General features: G+C 72.3%; 20 protein-coding genes. 15 read left to right on the top strand and 5 right to left on the bottom strand.

All coding sequences use genetic code 11. The features are described 5' to 3' along the window. Window positions 1–69 precede the first annotated feature (69 nt). Window positions 70–1962, bottom strand: coding sequence for an extracellular solute-binding protein (locus ACFOY6_RS18625; RefSeq protein ID WP_109515937.1), 1893 nt, complete (start codon window positions 1960–1962; stop codon window positions 70–72). Between the two features lie 186 nt (window positions 1963–2148). Between ACFOY6_RS18625 and ACFOY6_RS18620 the strand changes: the two genes are divergently transcribed. Beyond that, window positions 2149–3540, top strand: a complete 1392-nt coding sequence (locus tag ACFOY6_RS18620; RefSeq protein ID WP_379651904.1) for a calcium-binding protein — start codon at window positions 2149–2151, stop codon at window positions 3538–3540. 51 nt (window positions 3541–3591) lie between these two features. Here the strand turns inward: ACFOY6_RS18620 and hisN are convergent, their stop codons facing one another. Together hisN and ACFOY6_RS18610 are read right to left on the bottom strand one after the other, a co-directional pair. Then, window positions 3592–4362, bottom strand: a complete 771-nt coding sequence (hisN, locus tag ACFOY6_RS18615) for a histidinol-phosphatase (RefSeq protein WP_379651903.1) — start codon at window positions 4360–4362, stop codon at window positions 3592–3594. After that, a complete protein-coding gene (locus ACFOY6_RS18610) occupies window positions 4362–4898 on the bottom strand; it encodes a c-type cytochrome (protein ID WP_109515635.1) in 537 nt (178 codons plus the stop codon). The genes hisN and ACFOY6_RS18610 overlap by 1 nt, the downstream gene beginning before the upstream one ends. 214 nt (window positions 4899–5112) lie before the next feature. Between ACFOY6_RS18610 and ACFOY6_RS18605 the strand changes: the two genes are divergently transcribed. Continuing rightward, the gene (locus tag ACFOY6_RS18605; RefSeq protein ID WP_109515634.1) at window positions 5113–5967 is read left to right on the top strand and encodes a prephenate dehydratase; all 855 of its coding nucleotides are present in this window, start codon (window positions 5113–5115) and stop codon (window positions 5965–5967) included. A 47-nt stretch (window positions 5968–6014) separates the two neighbouring features. Here the strand turns inward: ACFOY6_RS18605 and ACFOY6_RS18600 are convergent, their stop codons facing one another. Then, window positions 6015–6674: a glutathione S-transferase family protein gene (locus ACFOY6_RS18600; protein ID WP_379651902.1), complete on the bottom strand. Its 660-nt coding sequence runs from the start codon at window positions 6672–6674 to the stop codon at window positions 6015–6017. A gap of 143 nt (window positions 6675–6817) precedes the next feature. Between ACFOY6_RS18600 and ACFOY6_RS18595 the strand changes: the two genes are divergently transcribed. The 4 genes from ACFOY6_RS18595 to ACFOY6_RS18580 all read left to right on the top strand — a co-directional run bounded on the left by ACFOY6_RS18595 (window position 6818) and on the right by ACFOY6_RS18580 (window position 11998). Further along, window positions 6818–7240, top strand: coding sequence for a DUF3830 family protein (locus ACFOY6_RS18595; RefSeq protein ID WP_109515632.1), 423 nt, complete (start codon window positions 6818–6820; stop codon window positions 7238–7240). 215 nt (window positions 7241–7455) lie between these two features. Next, entirely contained in the window at window positions 7456–9531 is a 2076-nt protein-coding gene (locus ACFOY6_RS18590) for a glycerophosphodiester phosphodiesterase family protein (protein WP_379651901.1), read from the top strand. Between the two features lie 119 nt (window positions 9532–9650). Continuing rightward, window positions 9651–11471, top strand: coding sequence for a transglycosylase domain-containing protein (locus ACFOY6_RS18585; protein WP_379651900.1), 1821 nt, complete (start codon window positions 9651–9653; stop codon window positions 11469–11471). Further along, window positions 11468–11998, top strand: coding sequence for a hypothetical protein (locus ACFOY6_RS18580; RefSeq protein ID WP_109515630.1), 531 nt, complete (start codon window positions 11468–11470; stop codon window positions 11996–11998). Before ACFOY6_RS18585 ends, ACFOY6_RS18580 begins: the two co-directional genes overlap by 4 nt. 7 nt (window positions 11999–12005) lie before the next feature. On the opposite strand, the gene ACFOY6_RS18575 is transcribed toward ACFOY6_RS18580, so the two are convergent. Continuing rightward, the gene (locus ACFOY6_RS18575; protein WP_379651899.1) at window positions 12006–14051 is read right to left on the bottom strand and encodes a 4Fe-4S dicluster domain-containing protein; all 2046 of its coding nucleotides are present in this window, start codon (window positions 14049–14051) and stop codon (window positions 12006–12008) included. A gap of 101 nt (window positions 14052–14152) precedes the next feature. Here ACFOY6_RS18575 and ACFOY6_RS18570 point away from each other — a divergent pair, with 101 nt between their 5' ends. The 9 genes from ACFOY6_RS18570 to fdh3B all read left to right on the top strand — a co-directional run. Next, on the top strand, window positions 14153–14842 hold the full coding sequence (locus ACFOY6_RS18570) for a biotin/lipoate--protein ligase family protein (RefSeq protein WP_109515628.1): 690 nt from the start codon (window positions 14153–14155) through the stop codon (window positions 14840–14842). After that, window positions 14839–15390 (top strand): DUF6505 family protein, encoded by a 552-nt coding sequence (locus tag ACFOY6_RS18565; RefSeq protein ID WP_379651898.1) that lies wholly within the window; start codon window positions 14839–14841, stop codon window positions 15388–15390. Before ACFOY6_RS18570 ends, ACFOY6_RS18565 begins: the two co-directional genes overlap by 4 nt. 34 nt (window positions 15391–15424) lie before the next feature. Then, the gene (locus ACFOY6_RS18560; protein WP_379651897.1) at window positions 15425–16450 is read left to right on the top strand and encodes a DUF6352 family protein; all 1026 of its coding nucleotides are present in this window, start codon (window positions 15425–15427) and stop codon (window positions 16448–16450) included. A gap of 7 nt (window positions 16451–16457) precedes the next feature. After that, window positions 16458–16985 (top strand): DUF3305 domain-containing protein, encoded by a 528-nt coding sequence (locus tag ACFOY6_RS18555; protein ID WP_109515625.1) that lies wholly within the window; start codon window positions 16458–16460, stop codon window positions 16983–16985. After that, window positions 16982–17761, top strand: a complete 780-nt coding sequence (locus ACFOY6_RS18550) for a DUF3306 domain-containing protein (protein WP_379651896.1) — start codon at window positions 16982–16984, stop codon at window positions 17759–17761. Before ACFOY6_RS18555 ends, ACFOY6_RS18550 begins: the two co-directional genes overlap by 4 nt. Before the next feature lie 147 nt (window positions 17762–17908). Then, window positions 17909–18514, top strand: a complete 606-nt coding sequence (locus ACFOY6_RS18545) for a TorD/DmsD family molecular chaperone (RefSeq protein ID WP_379632072.1) — start codon at window positions 17909–17911, stop codon at window positions 18512–18514. A 23-nt stretch (window positions 18515–18537) separates the two neighbouring features. Next, window positions 18538–18750, top strand: a complete 213-nt coding sequence (locus ACFOY6_RS18540) for a twin-arginine translocation signal domain-containing protein (protein WP_109515623.1) — start codon at window positions 18538–18540, stop codon at window positions 18748–18750. A gap of 24 nt (window positions 18751–18774) precedes the next feature. Then, the gene (locus ACFOY6_RS18535) at window positions 18775–21669 is read left to right on the top strand and encodes a formate dehydrogenase subunit alpha (protein WP_109515622.1); all 2895 of its coding nucleotides are present in this window, start codon (window positions 18775–18777) and stop codon (window positions 21667–21669) included. A gap of 17 nt (window positions 21670–21686) precedes the next feature. Further along, window positions 21687–22312, top strand: a 626-nt coding sequence (gene fdh3B, locus ACFOY6_RS18530) for a formate dehydrogenase FDH3 subunit beta (protein ID WP_379651895.1), incomplete at its 3' end; no start/stop codon positions are given.

Here is a 22312-nt window from a genome sequence, read left to right as displayed (position 1 = left end):
TGAGCCGTGACCGGCAGCTAGCAGAAAAAAGATGGGGGCGCGGGGGAATTCCTTCCCCCGCCTCTGACCTCAGTTCGCCACGTTCCGGTCCGCCGGCAGCGCGCGGTCCTTGGCCGCCTCCACCCACCAGGCCTGAAGGTCGAGGGCGTAGCGCGGGTTGCGCTCCGGCCGGCCGAACTTGTCCCACCAGGCCACGCGGAAGCTGCGGCTGTGCCAGTGCGGAATGACGTAGTGCCCCCAGAGCAGCACGCGGTCGAGCGCGCGGGTGCGGTCGATCAGCGCCTGCCGGTCGGGCGCCGCGACGATCAGCTCCACCAGCGCGTCCACGATCGGGTCGGCGATGCCGATGGTGTTGCGGCTGCCATTCTCCTTCGCCTTCTCCGAGCCCCAGAAATCGCGCTGCTCGTTGCCGGGGGAGAGGCTCTGCGGGAACAGTTCCACCGTCATGTCGTAGTCGAAGGCGTCCATCCGCACCTGGTACTGGGCGGGATCGACGGTGCGCACCCGCGCCTCGATGCCGAGGCGCTGCAGCGCCTGGATGTAGGGCAGGGCCACGCGCTCGAAGGTGGCGCTGTTGAGCAGGATCTCGAAGCTGAAGGGCTCGCCCTTCTCGTTGACGAGGCGGCGCTCCTTCACCGTCCAGCCGGCCTCGCGCAGCAGGGCGAGGGCGCGGCGGGCATTCTCGCGGTTGTTGTTGCTGCCATCCGAGGCGGGGACGCGGAACTCGGTGGTGAACACCGCCTCCGGCAGCCGGCCGCGGAAGGCGGAGAGCACCATCAGCTCCCCCTCGGAGGGCAGGCCGGTGGCCGCCAGCTCGGAATTGGAGAAGTAGGAGGTGGTGCGCGTGTAGCTGCCGTAGAACAGGTTGGCGTTCATCCACTCGAAGTCGAACACCAGCCCCAGCGCCTCGCGCACCCGGCGGTCCTGGAAGAGCGGCCGGCGCAGGTTCATGGCGAAGCCCTGCATGCCGGTGGGCAGCTCGTGGCGGATCTCCTCGCGCTTCACCAGGCCGCGCCGGGCGGCGGGGAAGTCGTAGCCCGTGGCCCATTCCTTCGCCACGTTCTCCACCCGCAGGTCGATCTGCCCGGCCTTGAAGGCCTCCAGCGCCACGGTGGCGTCGCGGAAGTAGTCGTAGCGCATGACATCGAAGTTCTGCGTGCCGCGGCGAGTGGGCAGGTCGCGCCCCCAGTAGTCGGCCACGCGGCGGTAGGTGACGCTGCGCCCCGGCTCGAAGCCCTCGATCCGGTAGGGGCCGGAGCCGAGCGGCACGGTCAGGCCGGGCTGGGCGAAGTCCTTGCCCTCCCACCAGTGGCGCGGCAGCACCGGCATCTGGCCGAGGATCTGCCCCAGCTCGCGATTGTCGGCGTTGCCGAAGCGGAAGACGATGCGGCGCGCATCCTCCGCCGCCACCTCCGTCACGTCGCCCCAGTAGGCGCGGTAGAAGGGGCGGCCGCTCTGCCGCAGCGTGTTGAAGGTCCAGACCACGTCCTGCGCGGTGACGGGCTGGCCGTCATGCCAGCGCGCCGCCTCGTTCAGCACGAAGGTGATGCCGCGGCCGTCGCGCGGCAGTTCCACCCATTGCGCGAGATGGGCGTATTCGGTGCTGGCCTCGTCCGGGCTCGGCATCATCAGCGTGTCGTAGATCAGGCTGGTGCCGGCGGCCGGGGCACCGCGCAGGATGTAGGGGTTGAAGGAGTCGAAGCTGCCAATGGCGGTCAGCGCCATGCGGCCACCCTTCGGCGCCTCGGGGTTCACCCAGGGCCAGTGGGTGAACTCCGCCGGCAGGGCCGGCTCCCCCAGCAGGGAGAGGGCATGGGTGCGGCGTGGCGGCTGCGGTGCCTCGGCTGTTCCTGGCGGCGCCGGCACCGCGGCGGCCCCCGCGCCCTGCTGGGCCCAGGCGCGGGAGAGGACAGGGCCCGTGGCGAGGGCGAGGCCGGAAGCGATCAGATGGCGGCGGCGCATGGGCATAGGATGAGCGTTCGGCCGCGCCAGGACAACTGCCGTGTCGCCGGGCTTGCGATTTGCAACAGTGCCCCGCTCCGCGCCGGGCCGGAAACCGGCGTCAGCAGGTGCCCGGGAGGATTCCCTGGAGATGAAGTGTCGTTTAAAAATTCAACCTGAAGTGTCGGAAGAAGAGAGGTTTGTCCGATGGCCGTTGTCCGGGCTGGCGATGCGTTCCCCATAAGCTTCGAGGCCAGCAATATTGGCACCTGGGCTTGGCTCTGGCCGACCGGCACGCGGCCGGACTATTTCGCCGGCGATTACCGCTTCCTGGGCCAGCCCGGCAGCCGCACCGAATTCTTCGGGTACGGCATTACCTACACAGCGGAAGGCCTGCCGGTCGGTGGAACCGTGACCGGCTATCGCGAGACCCTGAACGGCATGTTGAGCGTCGAGGTCACAGGTGTCTCCGTCTCCGTCCCGCAGCTGAACAACTGGACGGTCCGCAATGCCTCGATGGAGGCGATGCAGACGCTCCTGGCCGGTGGCGACCACATCAGTGGCTCGCCCTACGCGGATTCGCTGCACGGCTATGGCGGAGACGATGTGATCCTGGGCGGGGCGGGCGACGACCGGCTTCGTGGCGGCGCCGGCCGGGACCTGATCGATGGCGGCACGGGGTCGGACATGGCCATCTATTCCGGCGCCTCGCGCGACTACAAGGTCGTGGTGGCCCCCGGCGTGGTGGGCGTGATTCCCACCCAGCCCGCCGCCCGGCAGCAGGACGGGATCGACACGCTGATCTCCATCGAGCGCCTCGGCTTCTCCGGAGGGTGGGAGCTCAAGGAGGCCGGCGCCATCAATTTCAGGCCGCTCGACTACATCGCCTCCCACGCCGACCTGTCGCGGGTCTTGGGCACGGATGCCGCCGCCGGCTTCGGCCATTACATCCATCACGGCTGGGATGAAGGGCGCGGCGTCAGCTTCACCCCCTTCGCCTATCTGGCCAGCCACCGAGACTTGGCGCTTGCCCTCGGTCCGGACGCCGACGGGGCGGCGCGGCACTACATCCAGTTCGGCCGGAGCGAGGGGCGGGAGACCTGGTTCCAGAGCGCCAGCTACATCGCCTCGCACCAGGATCTCATGCGTGCCTTCGGCGCGGATGAGGAGGCCGGGGCGCAGCACTACGTCCGGTGGGGGGCGGCGGAAGGCCGTGCGGTTACCTTCAGTGGGCTCGAATACATTGCCTCGCATGAGGACCTGATGCGTGTGCTGGGGGCGGATGATGCGGCGGGGGCGCGGCATTTCCTCAGCTCCGGCAACCGGGAGGGCCGCGCGACCACCTTCAGCGGGCTGGACTACATCGCCTCCCATTCCGACCTGAGGGCCGCCTTCGGCGCCGACGCGGAGGCCGGTGCCGCGCACTACATCCGTCACGGGCGCGCGGAGGGGCGGACGGCCGACGATTTCGACGCCGCCGCCTACCTGTCCAAATATGCCGATGTGGCGGCCGCGGTGGGCTGGGACGCGGAAGGGGCGGCGCGCCACTTCATCCTGTACGGCGCCGCCGAGCAGCGCACGGACGACCTGATCGGCTGAGGGGCGGCCCGGGCGGGAGAGGCCGCGGCCCCTCCTGCCAATCCGCCGGCCTCACCCCAGCAGCCGCACCGCCTCGTCGAGCAGCGCGCGGTCGCCCAGCGCCAGGGCCTGGCCGGGGCCGTCCAGCCGCAGGGGCTGGCCGGACCAATCGGTCATGCTGCCGCCGGCGGCCTCGATGACGGGCTGCAGCGCCACCCAGTCCCACGGCTTGAGGTCCGATTCGACGATGACGTCGATCAGCCCCAGCGCCAGCAGGCCATAGGCGTAGCAGTCGCCGCCCCAGGTGACGCGGCGGGCGGCGGCGCGCAGCCGGGCGAAGCGCGGCGCCTCGCTCTCGGTGAACATGTCCGGGCTGGTGCAGGAGAGCTCCGCCTCGGCCAGGCGGGCGCAGCTCCGGGTGCGCGGGTTGCCGCCCATCGGGCCGCGGAACATCAGCGGCTGGCCGGCGGCGCCGATCCAGCGCTCGCCGGTGGCGGGCTGGTCGATCAGCCCCAGCACGGGGCGGCCGCGGTGCATCAGCCCGATCAGGCTGCCGAAGACGGGCCGGCCGGTGACGAAGGCGCGGGTGCCGTCGATCGGGTCGATCACCCAGACCCATTCGGCGTCCGGCCGCTCGGCGCCGTATTCCTCGCCGATCAGGCCGTGGTCGGGGAAGCGTTCGGCCAGCAGGGCGCGGATCTGGCGCTCGGCGGCCTTGTCGGCCTCGGTGACGGGGCTGGCGTCGCCCTTCGCCTCGACCAGCAGGGCGGAACGGAAAAGGGGGCGGATGACCGCCCCCGCCGCCTCGGCGGCCGCTTCGGCCGCCGCGATCAGGTCCCGCATCAGGGGAGGGGCTGCGGGTTCGGCGACAGCGTGCGGAGATAGGCGATGACGTCGGCGCGCTGCTTCACGTCGCGGATGCCGGCGAAGGCCATGCGCGTGCCGCGGATGGCGCGCGCCGGGCCGGCCAGGAACTCGTTCAGCGCCGCGTAGTCCCACGGCTTCTCGGCGAGGCCCTTCAGCGCCGGGGAATAGTTGAAGTTGTCCAGGTGGGCGTGGTGGTTGCCGACCACGCCGTAGAGGTTCGGACCCACCTTGTTGGCGCCGCCCTGGTCGAAGCTGTGGCAGGCGGCGCAGAGGCGGCCGGCCAGCTGCTGCCCGGCCTCGGGGTTGGCGGCGGCCAGCAGCGGCGTCACGTCCTCGACCTGCGGGGCGGCGGGAGCGGACTCGGCGCCCGGCTCCGGGGCGCCCTCGATGGCGATGGCCACCTTGTCGAGGCGCTTCGGGTGCACGACCACATCACCCACCACGCCGGCCACCATGAAGGCGATCCCGGCGGTAAGGACGGCCGCGAACGCCTTGTTGACCTCCAAGCTCATGCTGCCGATCCATCCATCGAGAAATGCGAAGCGACTCGCTCCGATAAGCCCCGGCTGGTTTGCGCAGGAACCAGGGCTCGACTAGAAGCGCCCGGACCATAGTGGCAGAGAGCGGGCGCTTCAACCCGTAGCCCCACGCCGATGCGACGGCAAACACCGCCGCCGGCCTCCGCCGGCGCGGCCGCCACACCGAGGACGGATCGAGAAGAACGAGATGAGTGGTGTGATCGCCTTCCAGGGCATGCCCGGCGCCTATTCGGACCTCGCCTGCCGCAGCGCCTATCCCGGCTGGACGACCCTACCCTGCCCGAGCTTCGAGGCGGCCATGGCGGCGGTGCGCGAGGGGCGTGCGGCGCTGGCCATGCTGCCCTGCGAGAACTCGCTGGCCGGGCGGGTGCCGGACATCCACCGCATGCTGCCCGATTCCGGCCTGTTCGTGGTGGGCGAGCACTACCAGCGCGTGGAGCACTGCCTGCTGGCGCACAAGGGCGCCACGCTGGAAGGGCTGAAGCGCGCCCACAGCCACCCGGTGGCGCTCGGGCAAGTGCTGAACCTGCTGCGCGACCGCGGGCTGGAGCCGGTGATCGAGGCCGACACCGCCGGCGCCGCCAAGCTGCTGGCCGAGAAGCCGAGCCTGGAGGACGCCGCCATCGCCTCCTCGCTGGCCGGCGAGATCTACGGGCTGGAGATCCTGCTGCGCAACGTCGAGGACGCGGCACACAACACCACCCGCTTCTACGTCATGTCCCGCCAGCCGGCGCCGCCGGCGGTGGATGCGGTGAACACCGTCACCACCTTCGTCTTCCGGGTGCGCAACATTCCGGCGGCGCTCTACAAGGCGCTGGGCGGCTTCGCCACCAACGGCGTGAACATGACCAAGCTGGAGAGCTACATGCTCGACGGCCACTTCACCGCCACCCAGTTCCTCTGCGACGTCGATGGCCACCCGGAGCACCCCGGGCTGAAGCGCGCGCTGGAGGAGCTGGCCTTCTTCTCGCGCGAGCTGCGCGTGCTGGGCTCCTACCCGGCGCATCCTTACCGGCTCGGCCAGATGGCGCAGGCGGATTGAGGGAAAGGCCGGGGGCGCCTCCCCCCGGCCTTTCCGCCGCCGGCCGCTCAGGCGGGCTCCTTCTCCCGCTCGGCCATCATCGCCTGGAAGGCGGGGCGGGACTGGCAGGCGGCGATCCAGGACTGCACGGCGGGGAATTCCGCGAACAGTTCCTTCGCCGGCTGGGCATAGCGCACCACCTCGGCCACGTTCAGGTCCGCCACGGTGAAGCGGCCGCCGACCAGATGGCCGCCCCCCGCCTTCAGCCCCCGCTCCAGCGCGGCGAAGGGGCGGCGCAGCGCCGCCACGGCGGCCTGGGCGCGGGCGGCGTCGTGCTTCGGCGCGGCGGCGGGCAGGTGCATCATCACCTGCAGCGCGTTGTCCTCCACATTGGTGGCGGCCCAGAGCGACCACATGGTCATCAGCGCCTCCTCCCGCGCGTCGCGCGGCGCCAGCGGGCCGCCATGCTTGCGCGCCAGATAGAGGGTGATGGCCAGCGACTCGTGCAGGACGAAGCCGCCATCGTCGATCGACGGCACCTGCCCGTTCGGGTTGATGGCCAGAAAGGCGGGGGAGGCGGTGTTCAGCGGCGCGTCCGGCGCCGCCGGGTCCGGCAGGCGGTAGGACTGGATGACCGGCACCTGCTCGTATTCCAGCCCCAGCTCGCGCGCCAGCCAGAGCGGGCGCGTCGCCCGCGAGCGGGACACGCCGTAGATCTTCAACGCCATGCTCGTTCTCTCCCGAAAAGGCCGCGCAGCCTGCGCCAGCCGCGCCCGGGCCGCAATCTCCCCTCTTGTTCCGGGGCGGAGGGCTGGGCCACACAGGCTGCCCCAGGTGGCCAGACCGGCCGCCCGCGCAGGAGGAGAGCAGAGTGGCCGACATCGTCATCGACATCGGGGGAGAGATCTTCCAGGCCCGCTTCGAGGAAGCCGCGGCGCCCAGGACCGTGGCCCGCTTCCGCCAGCTCCTGCCCTACCAGGACCGCATCATCCATGTCCGCTGGTCCGGCGAGGCGTGCTGGATCCCGATGGGCGAGCGCGACCTCTCGATCGGCTACGAGAACGCCACCTCCTACCCCGCCCCCGGCCAGGTCATCGTCCACCCCGGCCAGATCAGCGGCGTGTCAGAGACCGAGATCCTGGTGGCCTACGGCCCCTGCTGCTTCGCCAGCAAGGCCGGCCAGCTTGCCGGCAACCACTTCCTGACCATCCAGGACGGGCTGGACCGGCTGGCCGATGTCTGCCGCTCCGTGCTGTGGGACGGCAACAAGCCGATCACCTTCCGCGCCCCCTGAGGCCGGCTCTCTCCAGACCGCGGGAGGCCGGAGGACGGCTCCCGCCCCGGCCTCGTTTAACCTTCGCGTAATCTGATACTCATCCGCCTGTCATTGCTGGCTTCTATGGCCGGGCATGAGATGTGCCGGGCGGCGCTGGCTCCGCCCGGAAGAGCGTGCCGCCATCGCCCCGGCCTTCCGCGCCAAGAGTCCGCACGAAGAGGAAGCCGGGAACCATGGTCAGTTTCGCCACGCTGGACGGCCAGCCGCCGGTCGTCATCGCCCATCGCGGCGCCAGCGGCTACCGCCCCGAGCACACGCTGGAAGCCTACAGGCTGGCGATCGAGATGGGCGTCAGCGTCATCGAGCCCGATCTCGTCTCCACCAAGGACGGCGTGCTGGTGGCCCGCCACGAGCACACCCTGTCCGACACCACCAACGTCGCCGATCTGCCGGAATTCGCCGACCGCCTCGTCACCAAGACGATCGGCGGCCGCGCGGTGACCAACTGGTTCACCGAGGATTTCACCCTGGCCGAGCTGAAGACGCTGCGCGCCAAGGAGCGGCTCGGCGAGGTGCGGCCCGAGAGCGCCAGCTATGACGGCCGGTTCGAGATCCCGACGTTGGCGGAGATCATCGCCCTGGTCCGCCAGGTGGAGGCGGAGACCGGCCGCAAGATCGGCATCGCGCCGGAGACCAAGAGCCCGTCCTTCTTCGAGTCGATCGGCCTCGACACCAGCGCCATGCTGGTCGAGCAACTCGTGGCGCTCGGCTTCACCGACCGCGAGCGGGTGTTCGTCCAGTCCTTCGAGACCGCCAACCTGATCCGCCTGAACGACGAGATCATGCCCGGCGCCGGGGTGGACTTCCAGATCGTCCAGCTCGGCAATTCCTACACGGTCGAGGCGCTGACCGAGATCGCCCGCTATGCCGACATCGTCGGGCCCAGCAAGGACGCCATCCTGCTGCGCCGCGCCGTCACGCCCGTGGATGGCGATGGCGACGGCGTGGCGCTGATCGCCCGCCAGCTCACCGGCGAGGTGCGGCCGCTGGTGGAGAACGCGCATTCGCTGGGGCTGAAGGTCATCCCCTATACCGTGCGCGCGGAGGAGCCCTTCCTGGTGCTGGGCGTGGACGGCACGCCGCTCTCGGCCCAGGACGAGATGCGGCTGCTGATTGAGCTCGGCGTGGACGGCTTCTTCACCGACCAGCCCGATCTCGGCCTGGAGGCGGTGGCCGACCACCTGGCCAGCGACGGCACCGAGGGCAACGACATCCTGCAGGGCACGGACGGCATCGACTTCCTCGATGGCGGCGCGGGGGACGACATCCTCTTCGGCGGTGCCGGCGACGACGTGCTGACGGGCGGCGATGGCAACGACACGCTGATCGGCGGCCCCGGCGGCAACCGGCTGGAAGGCGGCGAGGGCACCGACACCGCCATCCTCTCCGGCCGCCTGGCCGACCACGCCGTGGCGCGCGAGGGCGAGGCGCTGGTGCTGACCGGCCCGGCCGGCGCCACCACGCTGCTCTCCGTCGAGCGCCTGCTCTTCGCCGACGGCCTGCTGCGCCTCGACGATGGCGACGCGCTGTTCGACAGCCTCGCCTACGCCATGGCCAACCCCGATGTCTGGGCGGCCGGGGTGGACCTGAAGGCGCATTACGAGAACACCGGCTGGCGCGAGGGGCGCGACCCGAACGCGCTGTTCGACACCGAGGCCTATCTGGCCGCCAACCCGGACGTGGCGGCGGCGGGGGCGAACCCGCTGCAGCACTACCGCGAGTTCGGCTGGAAGGAGGGCCGCGACCCCTCCGCCGGCTTCGACGGCGAGGCCTACCTGGCGCGCAACGCCGATGTGGCGGAAGCCGGGCTGAACCCGCTGGAGCACTACCTGGCGCATGGCCAGGCCGAGGGCCGCGCCGCCACCGCCGTCATCGGCACGGTGGCGGCGGATGGATTCGACGCCGCCTTCTACATGCTGGCCAACGCCGATGTGGCGCGCTCCGGCCTCTCCGCCCGCGCGCATTACGAGCAGCATGGCCGGGCCGAGGGCCGCGACCCGAACGGCTTCTTCGATGCCGGCGCGTATCTGGAGGCCCATGCCGACGTCGCCGCGGCCGGCATGGACCCGATGATGCACTACCTGCTGCATGGCTTCGCCGAGGGGCGCGAGAGCTTCGGCGGCTTCGACGCCGCGGCCTATCTGGCGGCGAACCCGGATGTGGCCGAGGCGGGCATGAACCCGCTGCTGCACTTCCTGCAGTTCGGCGCCGCCGAGGGCCGCCTGCCGGAGCCCGGCCTGCTCGACTGAGGGCGCGGAGGAGTGGCCGGGGGCATGGCTTTCCCCCGGCCAAGGCGCTGTTTTCCAAAGCGTGACCGTGGCTGCCTTTCGGTTGGAGCCATGGCGCGATCCGGTCTAGAGAGCGCCGCATGGCCCGCTCTCCGGCGCGTGGTGGCCGCGCCGCGCCGCCGCCTTCCCCCTCCGCCGCCGCCCGGCCGCGCCAGCGCGGCGGCCTGGGGCGTTGGCTCGGCCGGCTGCTGGTGCTGCTGGTCTGGCTGGGCTTCGCCGGCGCCGCCCTGCTGCTCTACTTCGCCTGGGACCTGCCGCGGCCGGAGGAGGCGCTGGCCACCACGCGCCGCCCCTCCGTGACGCTGGAGGCCGCCGATGGCCGCCTGCTCTCCACCGCCGGCGACCTGTATGGCGAGGTGGTGCGGCTGGACGACCTGCCCGCCTACCTGCCCGGCGCGCTGATGGCGGTGGAGGACCGGCGCTTCCGCGAGCATTTCGGCCTGGACCCGGTCGGGCTGGCGCGCGCGCTCGTCGCCAACCTGCGCGCTGGCCGGGTGGTGCAGGGCGGCTCCACCCTGACGCAGCAACTGGCCAAGAACCTGTTCCTGACGCCCGAGCGCAGCCTGCGCCGCAAGGTGCAGGAGGCGATTCTGGCGCTGTGGCTGGAGCGGCGCTTCAGCAAGGACCAGCTGCTGGAGATCTACCTCAACCGCGTCTATCTCGGCGGCGGCGCCTATGGGGTGGATGCGGCGGCGCGGCTCTATTTCGGCGTGCCGGCGCGGCGCGTCTCGCTCTGGCAGGCGGCGATCCTGGCCGGGCTGCCCAAGGCGCCCTCCCGCCTCAACCCGCGCAGCGCGCCGGACGCCGCCATCCGGCGCGGCGCCGAGGTGCTGGAGGCCATGGCCGAGGTGGGCCTGATCACCGCCCGCCGCGCCGCGCAGGAGGCCGAGCGCATGGCCCTGCCGCGCCGCCCCTCCGGCGATTCCGGCTGGTTCTCCGACTGGGTGCAGGACGATTTGGCCGAGCACTACCCCGGTGCCGGCGACCTGGTGCTGCGCACCACGCTGGACCTGCGGCTGCAGGCGGCGGTGGAGGCGCGGCTGGAGGCGTTGCTGGCCGGCCCCGGCGCGGCGGCGGGGGTGGGGCAGGGCGCCGTGCTGGCGCTCGACCTGCGCGATGGCGCGGTGCGCGCCATGGCCGGCGGCCGCAGCTACCGCGCCAGCCCCTTCAACCGCGCCGTCACCGCGCGGCGGCAACCGGGCTCGGTGTTCAAGCCCATCGTCTGGCTGGCGGCGCTGGAGGCGGGCGCCACGCCGGAGGAGGAGGTCTCCGACGCGCCGCTGACGCTGGCCGGCTGGTCGCCGCGCAACGGCGCCTGGCGTGGCCGCGGCGAGATCTCGCTGGAGGAGGCGCTGGCGCACAGCGTCAACACCGCCGCCGTGCGGGTGCTGCTGCGCGCCGGCGGCGCCCACGATGTGGCCGGGGTGGCGCGCCGACTCGGGCTGCGCGGACCGTTCCCGGACAATGCCTCGCTGGCGCTGGGCACGGCGGAGGCCACGCTGATCGACCTCGTCGCCGCCTATGCCGCCTTCGGCAATGGCGGCCTGCGGGTGGAGCCCTATGGCGTGGCGCGCGCCGAATCGGCCCACCGCCTCCTGGCCGTGCCGCGCACCGCGCCGCAGCGCGTGCTCTCGGCCGAGCACGCGGCGATGATGCGGCGCATGCTCGGCGCCGTGGTGGCGCGCGGCACCGGCCGCGCCGCCCTCGTGCCGGGTAAGGTTGTGGGAGGCAAGACCGGTACAACGCAGGAATTCCGCGATGCCTGGTTTATTGGGCTTGCGCCCCCCCTGGTCATCGGCGTCTGGCTGGGCAATGACGACGCCCGGCCGATGGACGACGTCCGCGGCGGCACCCTGCCGGCACAACTGTTCCGCGATATCGTGGAGGAAGGACTTCCATGACCGACGCCCCCGCCCGCCTGGCTGGCCTGGCCCGCCCGATGCAGCACGCCATGAACAACCTCTACATGGTGTTGCAGGCCAATCTGGAGGCCGTGCAGGCCACGCTGCCGCCGGAGGAGCGCAACGCGGTGCGCCTCGGCCGCGCGCTGCAGGGGGCGCGGGAGATGGAGGCGCTGATCCGCGCCTATCTGCGCCTCGGCCGTCCGCATGAGGAAGGGCAGGTGGATTCCGGCAAGTTCCTGGAGGCGGTGCGGCCGGTGCTGGCCCTGGCCGTCGGCAAGCCGCTGAAGGTGGAGGTGCTGGCCACCGCCACCATCGCGCCGCCCCGGCCGGAGGTGGACCTCGCCCTGCTGGACCTGACCGCCGGCGCGCGCGGCCTGCCGCCCGGCCAGCCGCCCCTGCTGCGGCTGGATGGCAGCGCCATCGAGGTGAACTGGCCGGCGCCGGAGGGAGCGCTGGAGGCGCTGGCCGAGCTCGGGCTGCAGGCCAGCAGCCAGGACGGCGCCACCCGCATCGTCCTGGGCTGAGGCGGCCTCAGCCCTCCTCCGGGCCACCCTCCCGCAGATAGTCCTCGGTGGTCATCGGGCGCGGGCGGGCGGTGCTGGCATAGGGGTCGATCTGGCTGTTGGTGGCGGCCGAGACGCGGCAATCCTCGCACAGGTCGAGCATCGCCAGCCGCGCCGGGTCGGTGAACATCCAGTGGCCGCCGGCGCGCAGCCGCTCCTTCACCCGGTCGATCGAGGCGCGGGTGCCGAAGGCCTTGGCGCAGGACGGGCAGATGGCCGGCGCCTCCTGCTTCACCACCTGGCGCTGCGTCGCCTCCGGCCGCAGGTCCAGCCGCGGCTCCAGGCTGATGACCTTCTCCGGGCAGGTGTTGGCGCAGAGGCCGCACTGCACGCAGGCATCCTCCAGGAAGGACAGCTCCGGCCGCTCCGGGTTGGCGGCGAAGGCGCCGGTGGGGCAGACCATGGTGCAGGCGAGGCAGAGGGTGCAGCCCTCCACCGCCACATGCGCCGCGCCGAAGGGCGCCGCCTCCGGCATCGGGATCACCGCCGGCGCCGCCTCCGCCGCCGCGCGCAGCGCGGAGAGCGCCGTCCTCAGGATCTCGCGCGGGGCGCCGAGCGGCAGGAACTCCGCCCGCGCGGCGGGCGCCGGGCGCGGCGCGGCGGCCAGCATCTCCGCGAGGGTGAACGGGTCGTCGGTCTCCATCACCCCAGGGGCATGCGGCAGGCCGAGGCCCGCGAGCGCCGCCTCGGCATAGTCCACATTGCGCAGCACGCCCTCGGCGCCGTGCGGCCGGCGGGCCGGCAGCAGCAGCTGCACGTCCGACGCGCCCCAGGCGAAGGGCGCCACCAGCAGGGCAAGGTCGGCCGCCGTCACGGCGTGCAGCCGCAGCGGCAGCACATGCGCCGGCAGGCCGGGGCCGTGGCGGGAGAGGGCGTCGATCATCGCCTCGCCCGCCGCCTCGTGCAGCAGCAGGGTGGGGGCCTGGCCGCCCGCCGCGCGGTAGGCCAGCAGCAGGGCGCGGACGCGGCGCAGCACCGCATCCGTCGGCGGCAGGTCGTACTGCGCGGCGCCGGTCGGGCAGATGGCGGCGCAGGCGCCGCAGCCGGCGCAGATCTCGGCGCTGATCGCCACGCTGTCCCAGTGCCCCTTGGCGGAGGGGGTGATGGCGCCGGTGGGGCAGAGGTCGAGGCAGCGGGTGCAGCCGGTGCGCTTGTTGCGCGAATGCGCGCAGAGCCCGGCGTCGAAGCGGATGAAGCGCGGCTTGTCGAACTGCCCGACCAGCTCGCCCGCCTCGCGGGTGATGCGTTCCAGCGCCACCGCGTCGCCGGGCGCGGCGCGCAGGTAGCCCTGCCGCACCTCGTGCGTTGGGAAGAGCGGCGCACGGCCGGTGAGGTCGATCAGGATGTCGCATTCGCTGGCGGCGCCGTCGCGCGGCGCGCCCCAGCGATAGGCGGCGCGGGAGGAGGGGGCGGCCGCCGCGTAGCCGTCGATGGCGACGGCGAAATGCCCGAGCCAGCCGGTGGCGCTGCGGGCGCGGCCGCGCAGCACGGGGTATTCGGCCTGCGGGCGGGGCGCCACATCGGCCTCGCCGGTCAGCAGCACTGTGATGTCGAGCCGGTCCTTCAGCCGCTCGGCCAGGTCGAGGGCCGCCTCGTCGCGGCCCAGGATCAGCGTCACGCCCTGGCTCTCCAGCGGCACCAGGGGGGTGGCGGGCATCGGCACGGCGGCGGCGGCCAGCAGGGCGGCCATCTTCGGCCCGGCCTGCGCACCCTCCCGCGACCAGCCGGCCTGCTCGCGCACATTGGCGAAGTCCAGCGCGCCGGCATGGCCGGCGGCCTCCGCCTCCTGGCGGAACAGCGGCGCCTCCTGGGTGCAGCCCACCGTCACGTCGCCTTCGCCCAGCGCCACCATGAAGCGGTCCAGCTGGGCGCGGCAGAGCTGCTCGGCGGTGCGCAGCCGCCCGCCGCAGCCCCGCGCCAGCGCGCCCTCGTCCAGCACCATGGTGTCCTCGCAGCTGCAGGCGAAGACGGTGCGGCCGCGGGGAGAGGCGGGGGTGTTGGCCGGATGTGTCATGAATTCTCCTGCCCGCAGTAATTTTCCCGTCGGCTGTCCCGGCGCGGGCCGAAGCGCATATATCCACGCGGATGCCGGATGACGAGGGAAGAGCACCCAGAATGCACGAAGGATTGCCGCCCCTGCCCAGCCTGTTCGCCCCGCTGAAGCTGGCGCCGGACGAGGATGCGCGCGCCCGGGCCATGGCGCTGGCGCCGGAGCGGGGCGGCGGGCTGCTGCCCTGGCTGGCGGCGCCGGACCGCATCGAGGCCGCGCTGGTGCTGGAGCCGGAGGAGAGCCTCGCCGCCGCCCGCGCGGGCCTGCTGGCGGCCGCCAGCGCCGCCGCCGATGCGCTGGTGGTGCTCGGCCCGCCCGAGATCCCGGTGACGCTGCGCTGGCCCGCCGGCATCGTGCTGAACGGCGCGCAGGTGGGCGAGGCCTTCCTCGGCGCGCCGCCCGGCCTGCCGGAGGAGGCGGTGCCGGACTGGCTGGTGGTGGGCATCCGCCTGGCCTGGCGCCACCCGGAGGGATATGAGCCGGGCCGCGATCCCGGCCGCACCGCGCTGGCCGAGGAGGGCTTCCTGGAGATTCCGCCCGGGGAGCTGGTGGCCGCCTGGGCGCGGCACCTGATGGCGGGCCTCTCCGAATGGCAGTCGCGCGGCTTCCGCGCCATGGCCGAGCGGGTGCTGGCGCGGCTGGAGGTGGAGGAGTGGATGGAGGGCGCGCGGCGCGGCCTCGACCCCGCCACCGGCGCGCTGCTGCTGCGCCGCGAGGGCGCGGCCGATGAGCGCCGCCCGCTGGAGGCCGCATGACCCCGCCCCGCACCTTCCTGCCGCGCACGCTGCGGCTCGACCCGTCCGACACGGTGGTGTTCTCCCGCGCCGCCGCGCCGGGGGAGTGGGCCGTGCCCGGTGGCTTCGACTTCTGGGACGAGGACCCGGCCGCGCTTGCCGGCAAGCGGCGGCAGGAATTCCGCGCCGGCTTCCTCGGCCTCGGCAGCTTCGGCTTCTCCACCCTGGTGGAGGTGGCCGAGGCCACGCCGGCCGAGCGCGCCGCGGCGGTGGCGGCCCTGGCCGCGCGGATCCGCACCGCCTATGGCGCGCCGGACGAGGCCGCCGCCCGCGCCGCCGCCGAGGAGGAGCTGGCCTTCGCCGAATCGCTCTGCGGCCACCCGCCCGGCACGGTGCTGGCGCTCGCCCGCGCGGTGGAGGGCGGAGAGGTGCGCGAGCGCTTCCGCACCCTGCACCGGCGCGAGACGCCGCACAGCGATTTCGGCAGCCTGCCGGTGTTCGGCATCGTCGAGGTGGAGGGGGAGGAGCCCGAGGCGGTGGACCTCGCCGCCCTTCCCCGGCGCGGATGACCCGCGCTTCCCTTTCCCGTTCTGGTAATGGCGCATGACCCCTGATTTCTGGATCGCCTCCGGCCACCAGCTCTGCGACCGCGACGAGGCGGGGCGCCTGCTCCCGACGCCGGACCTCTGGCGCGCCTTCCTCGCCCGCCCCGAGCTGGTGCCGCCGGAGGAGGCCTGCGGCGCCGAGCGCGCCCTGCACGCGGCGCTGCTGGCGGAGCCGCTGCACCCGGTGGCGCCCGCCACCCTGGCGGCGCTGGCCGACCCGGACGCGGCCGAGAACTGGCAGGTCTTTCTCACGTTCCGCGACCGGGTGATGGCCCACCCCACGCTGGAGGCCGCCTGGCTGGCGCTCTATCGCGAGGGCGTGGCGGGCGTGCCGCCGCTGTTCCTGCAGATGCTGACCCAGCTCATCGCCCGCGCGGCGATGGAGGGGGAGGCGGATGCCTATGCGCTGCGCGCCGCCGAATGCCTCTTTCGCCCGCAGCGCGCCGCCATCCACCAGGGCGCGCTGCTGCTGGCCGACGAGGAGGTGGTGGCCGCCCGCGCCGCGGATGGCGACCTCGGCGCGCTGGGCCGGCTGCTGACCGAGGCCGGCGCCACCCCGCGCGAGGTGGAGCTGGACGTGCTGGGCGAGGCCGACCCGGCCGCCTATGCCGCCCGCTCCGACGCGCATGACTACGCGCTCGACATCGCCGAGGGCCGCCCCGGCCAACAGGGCCTGGCCCGCGCGCTGGAGCGCTTCATCCGGCACGTGCTGGGCGAGGAGGTGACGATCCGCCCCACCCGGCTGATCGAGGATGCCGACTGGTCCTGGCATGTGGGGCTGGACAGCGAGGCCACCGGCATCGCCAACGACCTCTGGAACGGGCAGGCGGTGGCGCAGGAGCGGCTGGCGCGCATCCTCTGGCTCGGCGTGCTGGAGTTCCGCGAGACGACGCGCGTGCTGCCGCGCCTGGCCGGCCGCCCCGTCTACCTGGCGCTGGCGATGAACCCGGCCAAGCTGGTGCGCATGAAGCCGCAGAACCTGGCCACCGGCCTGCCGCTGATCGCCGCCGAGGCGGCGCTGTGAGGCCCCGATGCTGACCGACACGCCCGACAGCCTGCACATCCGCGTCGCCGTCATCGCCGAGCGGCGGCCCTCGTCCAGCCCCTGGGCGGACTGGTCCTGGCGCGTCGTGGAGGTGCTGGCGGAGGCGCCCGATGTGCCGCCCTGGACGCTGCTGCGGCAGGAGGAGGGGCGCGCCCTGTTCCTGGCCGGACATGCCGCGGTGGCGCTGCATCCGACCGACACCAGCAACTACCTGAGCAACCTGGAGAGCGAGGACCCCCGGCTGTGGGTGGTGCTGCGCCCCGCCGCCGGCGAGCCGGGCATGGCGCTGCACCTGGTGACGATCGACCCGGGCGAGGCGCATCTCTACGCCGATGTCGGCAACGACACGCTGGAGAGCCTGAGGCTGCCGGCCTTCCTGCACGGGCCGCTGGAGGCGTATGTGGCCCGCCACCACCGCGAGCGCGGCTTCTCGAAGCGGCAGCGCGACCGGGCCGACCCGGAGGCACTGGCCCGCCGCGCGCCGGGCGGCCGGACGGGGGGAGGGGAGCGGTGAGCGGCGAGGGCTTCCTCAGCCGCTGGTCCCGCCGCAAGCGCGGCGTGGAGCCGGAGGCCGCGCCGGAGCCGCCGGCGCCGGGCAGGGCGGCGCCCGTGCCCGCCGCCCCGTCCGCCGCCCCGCCCGCCGTCCCGCCCGCCGCCGGGCCTGATCCGGCCGCGGCGGCGGACGCGTTCGACCCCGCCAGCCTGCCGCCGCTGGAAAGCCTGGGGCCGGAGAGCGACTTCACCGCCTTCCTCAAACCCAACGTGCCGGCATTGCTGCGGCAGGCGGCGCTGCGGCGGATGTGGTCGCTCGACCCCGGCATACGCGACTTCGTCGGCCCCGCCGACTATGCGTGGGATTTCAATGCCGCCGACGGGGTGCCCGGCTTCTCGCCGGAGCTGGGCGGCAACCTGCGCAAGCTGCTGGCGCAGGCGATCGGCGCCCCGCCCGAGCCGGAGGAGGACGAGGCCGCCGCCGAGGATGCGGAGGCGGGCGCGCCGCAGGGAAGCCCAGCCGGCGAGGCGGCTGTGGCGGAAGGCCCCATGGAGGGTCCCGTGGACGGCTCCTTGGACGGCCCCGTGGAAGGCGCGCCGCCGCTCCCGTCTCTGGCTTCCGCGCCGCTGACGCCGCTGCGGCTCAGCCCGCTGCCGGAGGCCGCGCCGGCCGTGACGGCAGCGGGCGAGACTACAGCGGGCGAGACCGCAGCGGGCGAGGCTGGGCCGGGCGAGATGGCGCCAGCCGAGGCTGCGCTGCAGGCCCGCCGCCGGCATGGCGGGGCCGTTCCACAATAGAAAGCAGTAATTGAGAATAGTTCTCAAATGGTGTCTGAGCCGGATACTTGCTCATAACCGACCGGATGAGTCAGAATGGTATATGGCCTCTCTTCGCGGAGCGGCCGGCTGCCGTTCAAAACCTCTGACCATCGGACCGCCCGACGCATGACCACCCCGGTCTCGCCGACCGCCGCCCTCGATCTGCTGGAGCTGGAGCGCGCCCGGCTGTTCGCCCTGCTGGGGCGGCTGCTGGTGGCGCCGCCGGATGGCGCGCTGCTGGCCAATCTGCGCGCGCTGCGCGGCGAGGCGGGCAGCGTGCTGGGCGATGCCTACGGCCAGCTGGCCGAGGCGGCGCGGCAGACCGACCCGGCGCAGGCGGAGCGCGAGTACCATGCGTTGTTCATCGGCGTCGGGCGCGGGGAGCTGCTGCCCTTCGCCTCCTACTACCTCACCGGCTTCCTGCATGAGCGCCCGCTGGCCGAGCTGCGCGCCACGCTGGTCCAGCTTGGCGTCGAGCGCGCGCCCGGCGTGGCGGAACCGGAGGACCATCTGGGGTTTCTCTGCGAGACCATGGCCGGGCTGATCGCGGGGGTGTTCCCCGCCGGGCCGGAGGAAGCCGCCGGCTTCTTCACCCGCCACGTGCAGCCCTGGGCCACGCGCTGCTTCGCCGACCTGCAGGCGGCCGAGGCGGCGCAGTTCTACCGGGCCGTCGGCGCGCTGGGACGCGCGGCGATGGAGATCGAGGCGACGGCGGCCGGGCTGCCGGCATAAAGACAAGACCAAGGAGCGCGGCGATGCACGACGGGAACGAGAACAAGGTGGCGGAGCGGCGCGGCTTCCTGAAGACGCTGGGCCTGGCCGGGGGCGCCGCCGCGGCGGCCGCCGCTCCCGCCGCCGCGCAGGCGCAGGCGCCGCGCCCGCGCAAGGAGACGGAGGTCGAGAAGGTGGCGGCGCGCTATCGCGAGACCGACCACGTCAAGGCCTTCTACCGCACCAACCGCTACTGAGACGGGACAGGGAAGGGACGCCCCATGCTGATCAAGCGCAGCGAGGGGAAGGCCGCCCGTCAGCGGCTTTCCTCCACCTATCAGGGCCTTTCCGCCGGCGGGATGGACCGGCGCAGCTTCCTGCGGCAGGCGGGCCTCGGCGGCGCCGGGCTGGCGGCGCTGGGCAGCTTCGGCCTGACCACCGCGCGCCCGGCCGCCGCCGGCCCGACCAACTTCAGCCAGCCGATCCAGCGCATCAAGAACATCTGCACCCATTGCTCGGTGGGCTGCACGGTTGTGGCGGAGGTGCAGAACGGCGTCTGGGTCGGGCAGGAGCCGGCCTTCGAGAGCCCGATCAACCGCGGCACGCATTGCGCCAAGGGCGCCTCGGTGCGTGAGCTGGTGCATGGCGACCGCCGGCTGAAATACCCGATGAAGCTGGTGGACGGGCAGTGGCAGCGCGTCTCCTGGGAGCAGGCGATCGAGGAGATCGGCGACAAGCTGCTGGAGATCCGGCAGAAATCCGGCCCCGATTCGGTCTACTGGCTGGGCAGCGCCAAGTTCAGCAACGAGGGCGCGTACCTGATGCGGAAGTTCGCCGCATTCTGGGGCAGCAACACGATCGACCACCAGGCGCGCATCTGCCACTCGACCACCGTGGCCGGCGTCTCCAACGTCATGGGCTACGGCGCCCAGACCAACAGCTACAACGACACGCGCAACGCGCGCACCATGATCATCATGGGCGGCAACCCGGCGGAAGCGCACCCGATCTCGATGCAGCACATGCTGGCGGGCAAGGAGCAGAACCGCGCGAACGTGATCGTCATCGATCCGCGCTTCACCCGCACGGCGGCGCACGCCACCGAGTATGTCCGCATCCGCCCCGGCACCGACATCCCCATCATCTGGGGCATGCTCTGGCACATCTTCGAGAACGGGTGGGAGGACAAGGAGTTCATCGCCCAGCGGGTGTTCGGCATGGACGACGTCCGCAAGGAGGTCGCCAAGTGGAACCCGCGCGAGGTCGAGCGCGTCACCGGCGTGCCCGAGGCCCAGCTGAAGAAGGTGGCGCAGATCTTCGCCACCCAGAAGCCGGCCACGCTGATCTGGTGCATGGGCGCCACGCAGAAGACCGTGGGCACCGCCAATGTGCGCGCCTTCACCATCCTGCTGCTGGCCACCGGCAACATGGGCCGGCCCGGCACCGGCGCCAACATCTACCGCGGCCACACCAACGTGCAGGGCGCGACGGATTTCGGCCTCGATGTCACCACCCTGCCGGCCTATTACGGGCTGGACGAGGCGGCCTGGCGCCACTGGTGCCGGGTGTGGGACGTGCCCTATGAGTGGATGGTGCAGCGCTTCGCCAGCAAGGCGCTGATGGAGACGCCCGGCATCCCCACCACGCGCTGGTTCGACGCCGTGCTGCTGCCGAAGGACCAGCTGTCGCAGCCGGATACGGTGAAGGCCTTCATCGCCATCGGCCATGGCGGCAACACCGTCAGCCGCATGCCCGAGGCGATCAAGGGCATGGATGCGCTCGAGCTGCTCGTGGTGGCCGATCCGCACCCGACCAACCTCTCCAGCATGTCGAACCGGCGCGACAACACCTACCTGCTGCCGATCTCGACGCAGTTCGAGTGCGATGGCAGCCGCACCGCCTCCAACCGCTCGCTGCAGTGGGGCTCCAAGATCGTCGACCCGATCTTCGAGTGCAAGAACGACTACGAGCTGCTCTACCTGCTGGCGCGGAAGTTCGGCTTCGCCCAGGAGATGTTCAAGTCGATCGAGGTGAAGGGCACGCAGCCCGTCGCCGAGAGCATCACGCGCGAGTTCAACCGCGGCGCCATCTCCACGGGCTATTCTGGCCAGTCGCCCGAGCGGCTGAAGCTGCACATGCAGCGCCAGGAGGATTTCGACCTGGTGACGCTGCGCGGCCGTCCCGGCTCCCCGGTGGAGGGCGAGGTCTATGGCCTGCCCTGGCCCTGCTGGGGCACGCCGGAGATGAAGCACCCCGGCACGCACATCCTCTACAACACCAACCTGCACGTGAAGGAAGGCGGCGGCTGCTTCCGCGCACGCTGGGGCGTGGAGCGCGAGGGCAAGACGCTGCTGGCCGAGAGGTCCTATTCCAAGGGCTCGGAGCTGACGGACGGCTACCCGGAGTTCACCGTGGCCGTGCTGAAGCGCCTGGGCTGGTACGACGAGCTGACGGCGCAGGAGAAGGAGATCATCGCCCGGGTGGGCGGCGACAATCCGGACCGCGTCTCCTGGTCGACCGACCTGTCCTTCGGCATCATCCGCGTGGCGCTGGAGCATGGCTGCCAGCCCTCCGGCAACGGCAAGGCCCGCGCCAACGCCTGGAACCTGCCCGACCCGGTGCCGGTGCACCGCGAGCCGATCTACACCCCGCGCACCGACCTGATCGCCGACTACCCCGCGATCGACGACCGGCGCACCTTCCGCTTGCCGCACCTGGCCAAGAGCGTGCAGGCGCGCTCCTACAGCCTGGCAACCTCCTTCCCCATCGTGCTGACCTCCGGCCGGCTGGTGGAGTACGAGGGCGGCGGCGAGGAGACGCGCTCCAACCGCTGGCTGGCCGAGCTGCAGCAGGACATGTTCGTCGAGATCAACCCGGCGGATGCGGAGGCGCGCGGCATCAAGCCCGGCCAGATGGTCTGGGTGGACGGCGTGGAGAACAGCGCCAAGGTGCGGGTGAAGGCCCTGGTGACCGACCGTGTCGCCAAGGGGGTGGCCTTCATGCCCTTCCACTTCGGCGGCTGGTACCAGGGCGAGGACCGGCGCGGCTACTACCCGCCGGGGACCGACCCCATCGTGCTCGGCGAGAGCGTCAATACCGTGACAACCTATGGCTACGACCCGGTGACCGCGATGCAGGAAACCAAGGTCACGCTCTGCCAGATCCGCGGCGCGTGACAGGGAGGAATTGATCCATGGCCCGCATGAAATTCCTCTGTGACAGCGACCGTTGCATCGAGTGCAACGCCTGCGTCACCGCCTGCAAGAACGAGAACGAGGTGCCCTGGGGCATCAACCGGCGCCGCGTCGTCACCATCAATGACGGCAAGGCGGGCGAGCGCTCGATCTCGATGGCCTGCATGCACTGCACGGACGCGCCCTGCGCCGCCGTCTGCCCCGTCTCGTGCTTCTACACGACGGCGGATGCCATCGTGCTGCACGACAAGGATCTGTGCATCGGCTGCGGCTACTGCTTCTACGCCTGCCCCTTCGGCGCCCCGCAATACCCGAAGGTCGGGAATTTCGGCGGGCGCGGCAAGATGGACAAGTGCACCTACTGCGCCGGCGGTCCGCAGCAGGACAACACGGCGGCGGAATACGCGCAGTACGGCGCCAACCGCATCGCCGAGGGCAAGCTGCCGCTCTGCGCCGAGATGTGCTCCACCCGCTCGCTGATGGCGGGCGATGGCGACATCATCGCCTCCATCTACAAGGAGCGGGTGCAGAAGCGCTGCATGGTGCGGCCGGAGGGGCCGTGGCGCATGCGGATGCGCCCGCGCACCAGGAAGAACAGCGCCAGCACCGCCAGCACCCCGAGGAT

The organism is Teichococcus aestuarii (genome assembly GCF_042651065.1).
GTDB classification, from domain to species: domain Bacteria; phylum Pseudomonadota; class Alphaproteobacteria; order Acetobacterales; family Acetobacteraceae; genus Pseudoroseomonas; species Pseudoroseomonas aestuarii.
Note: the sequence above shows the minus strand (reverse complement) of the source record. Positions and strands in the feature narration are given on the sequence as shown.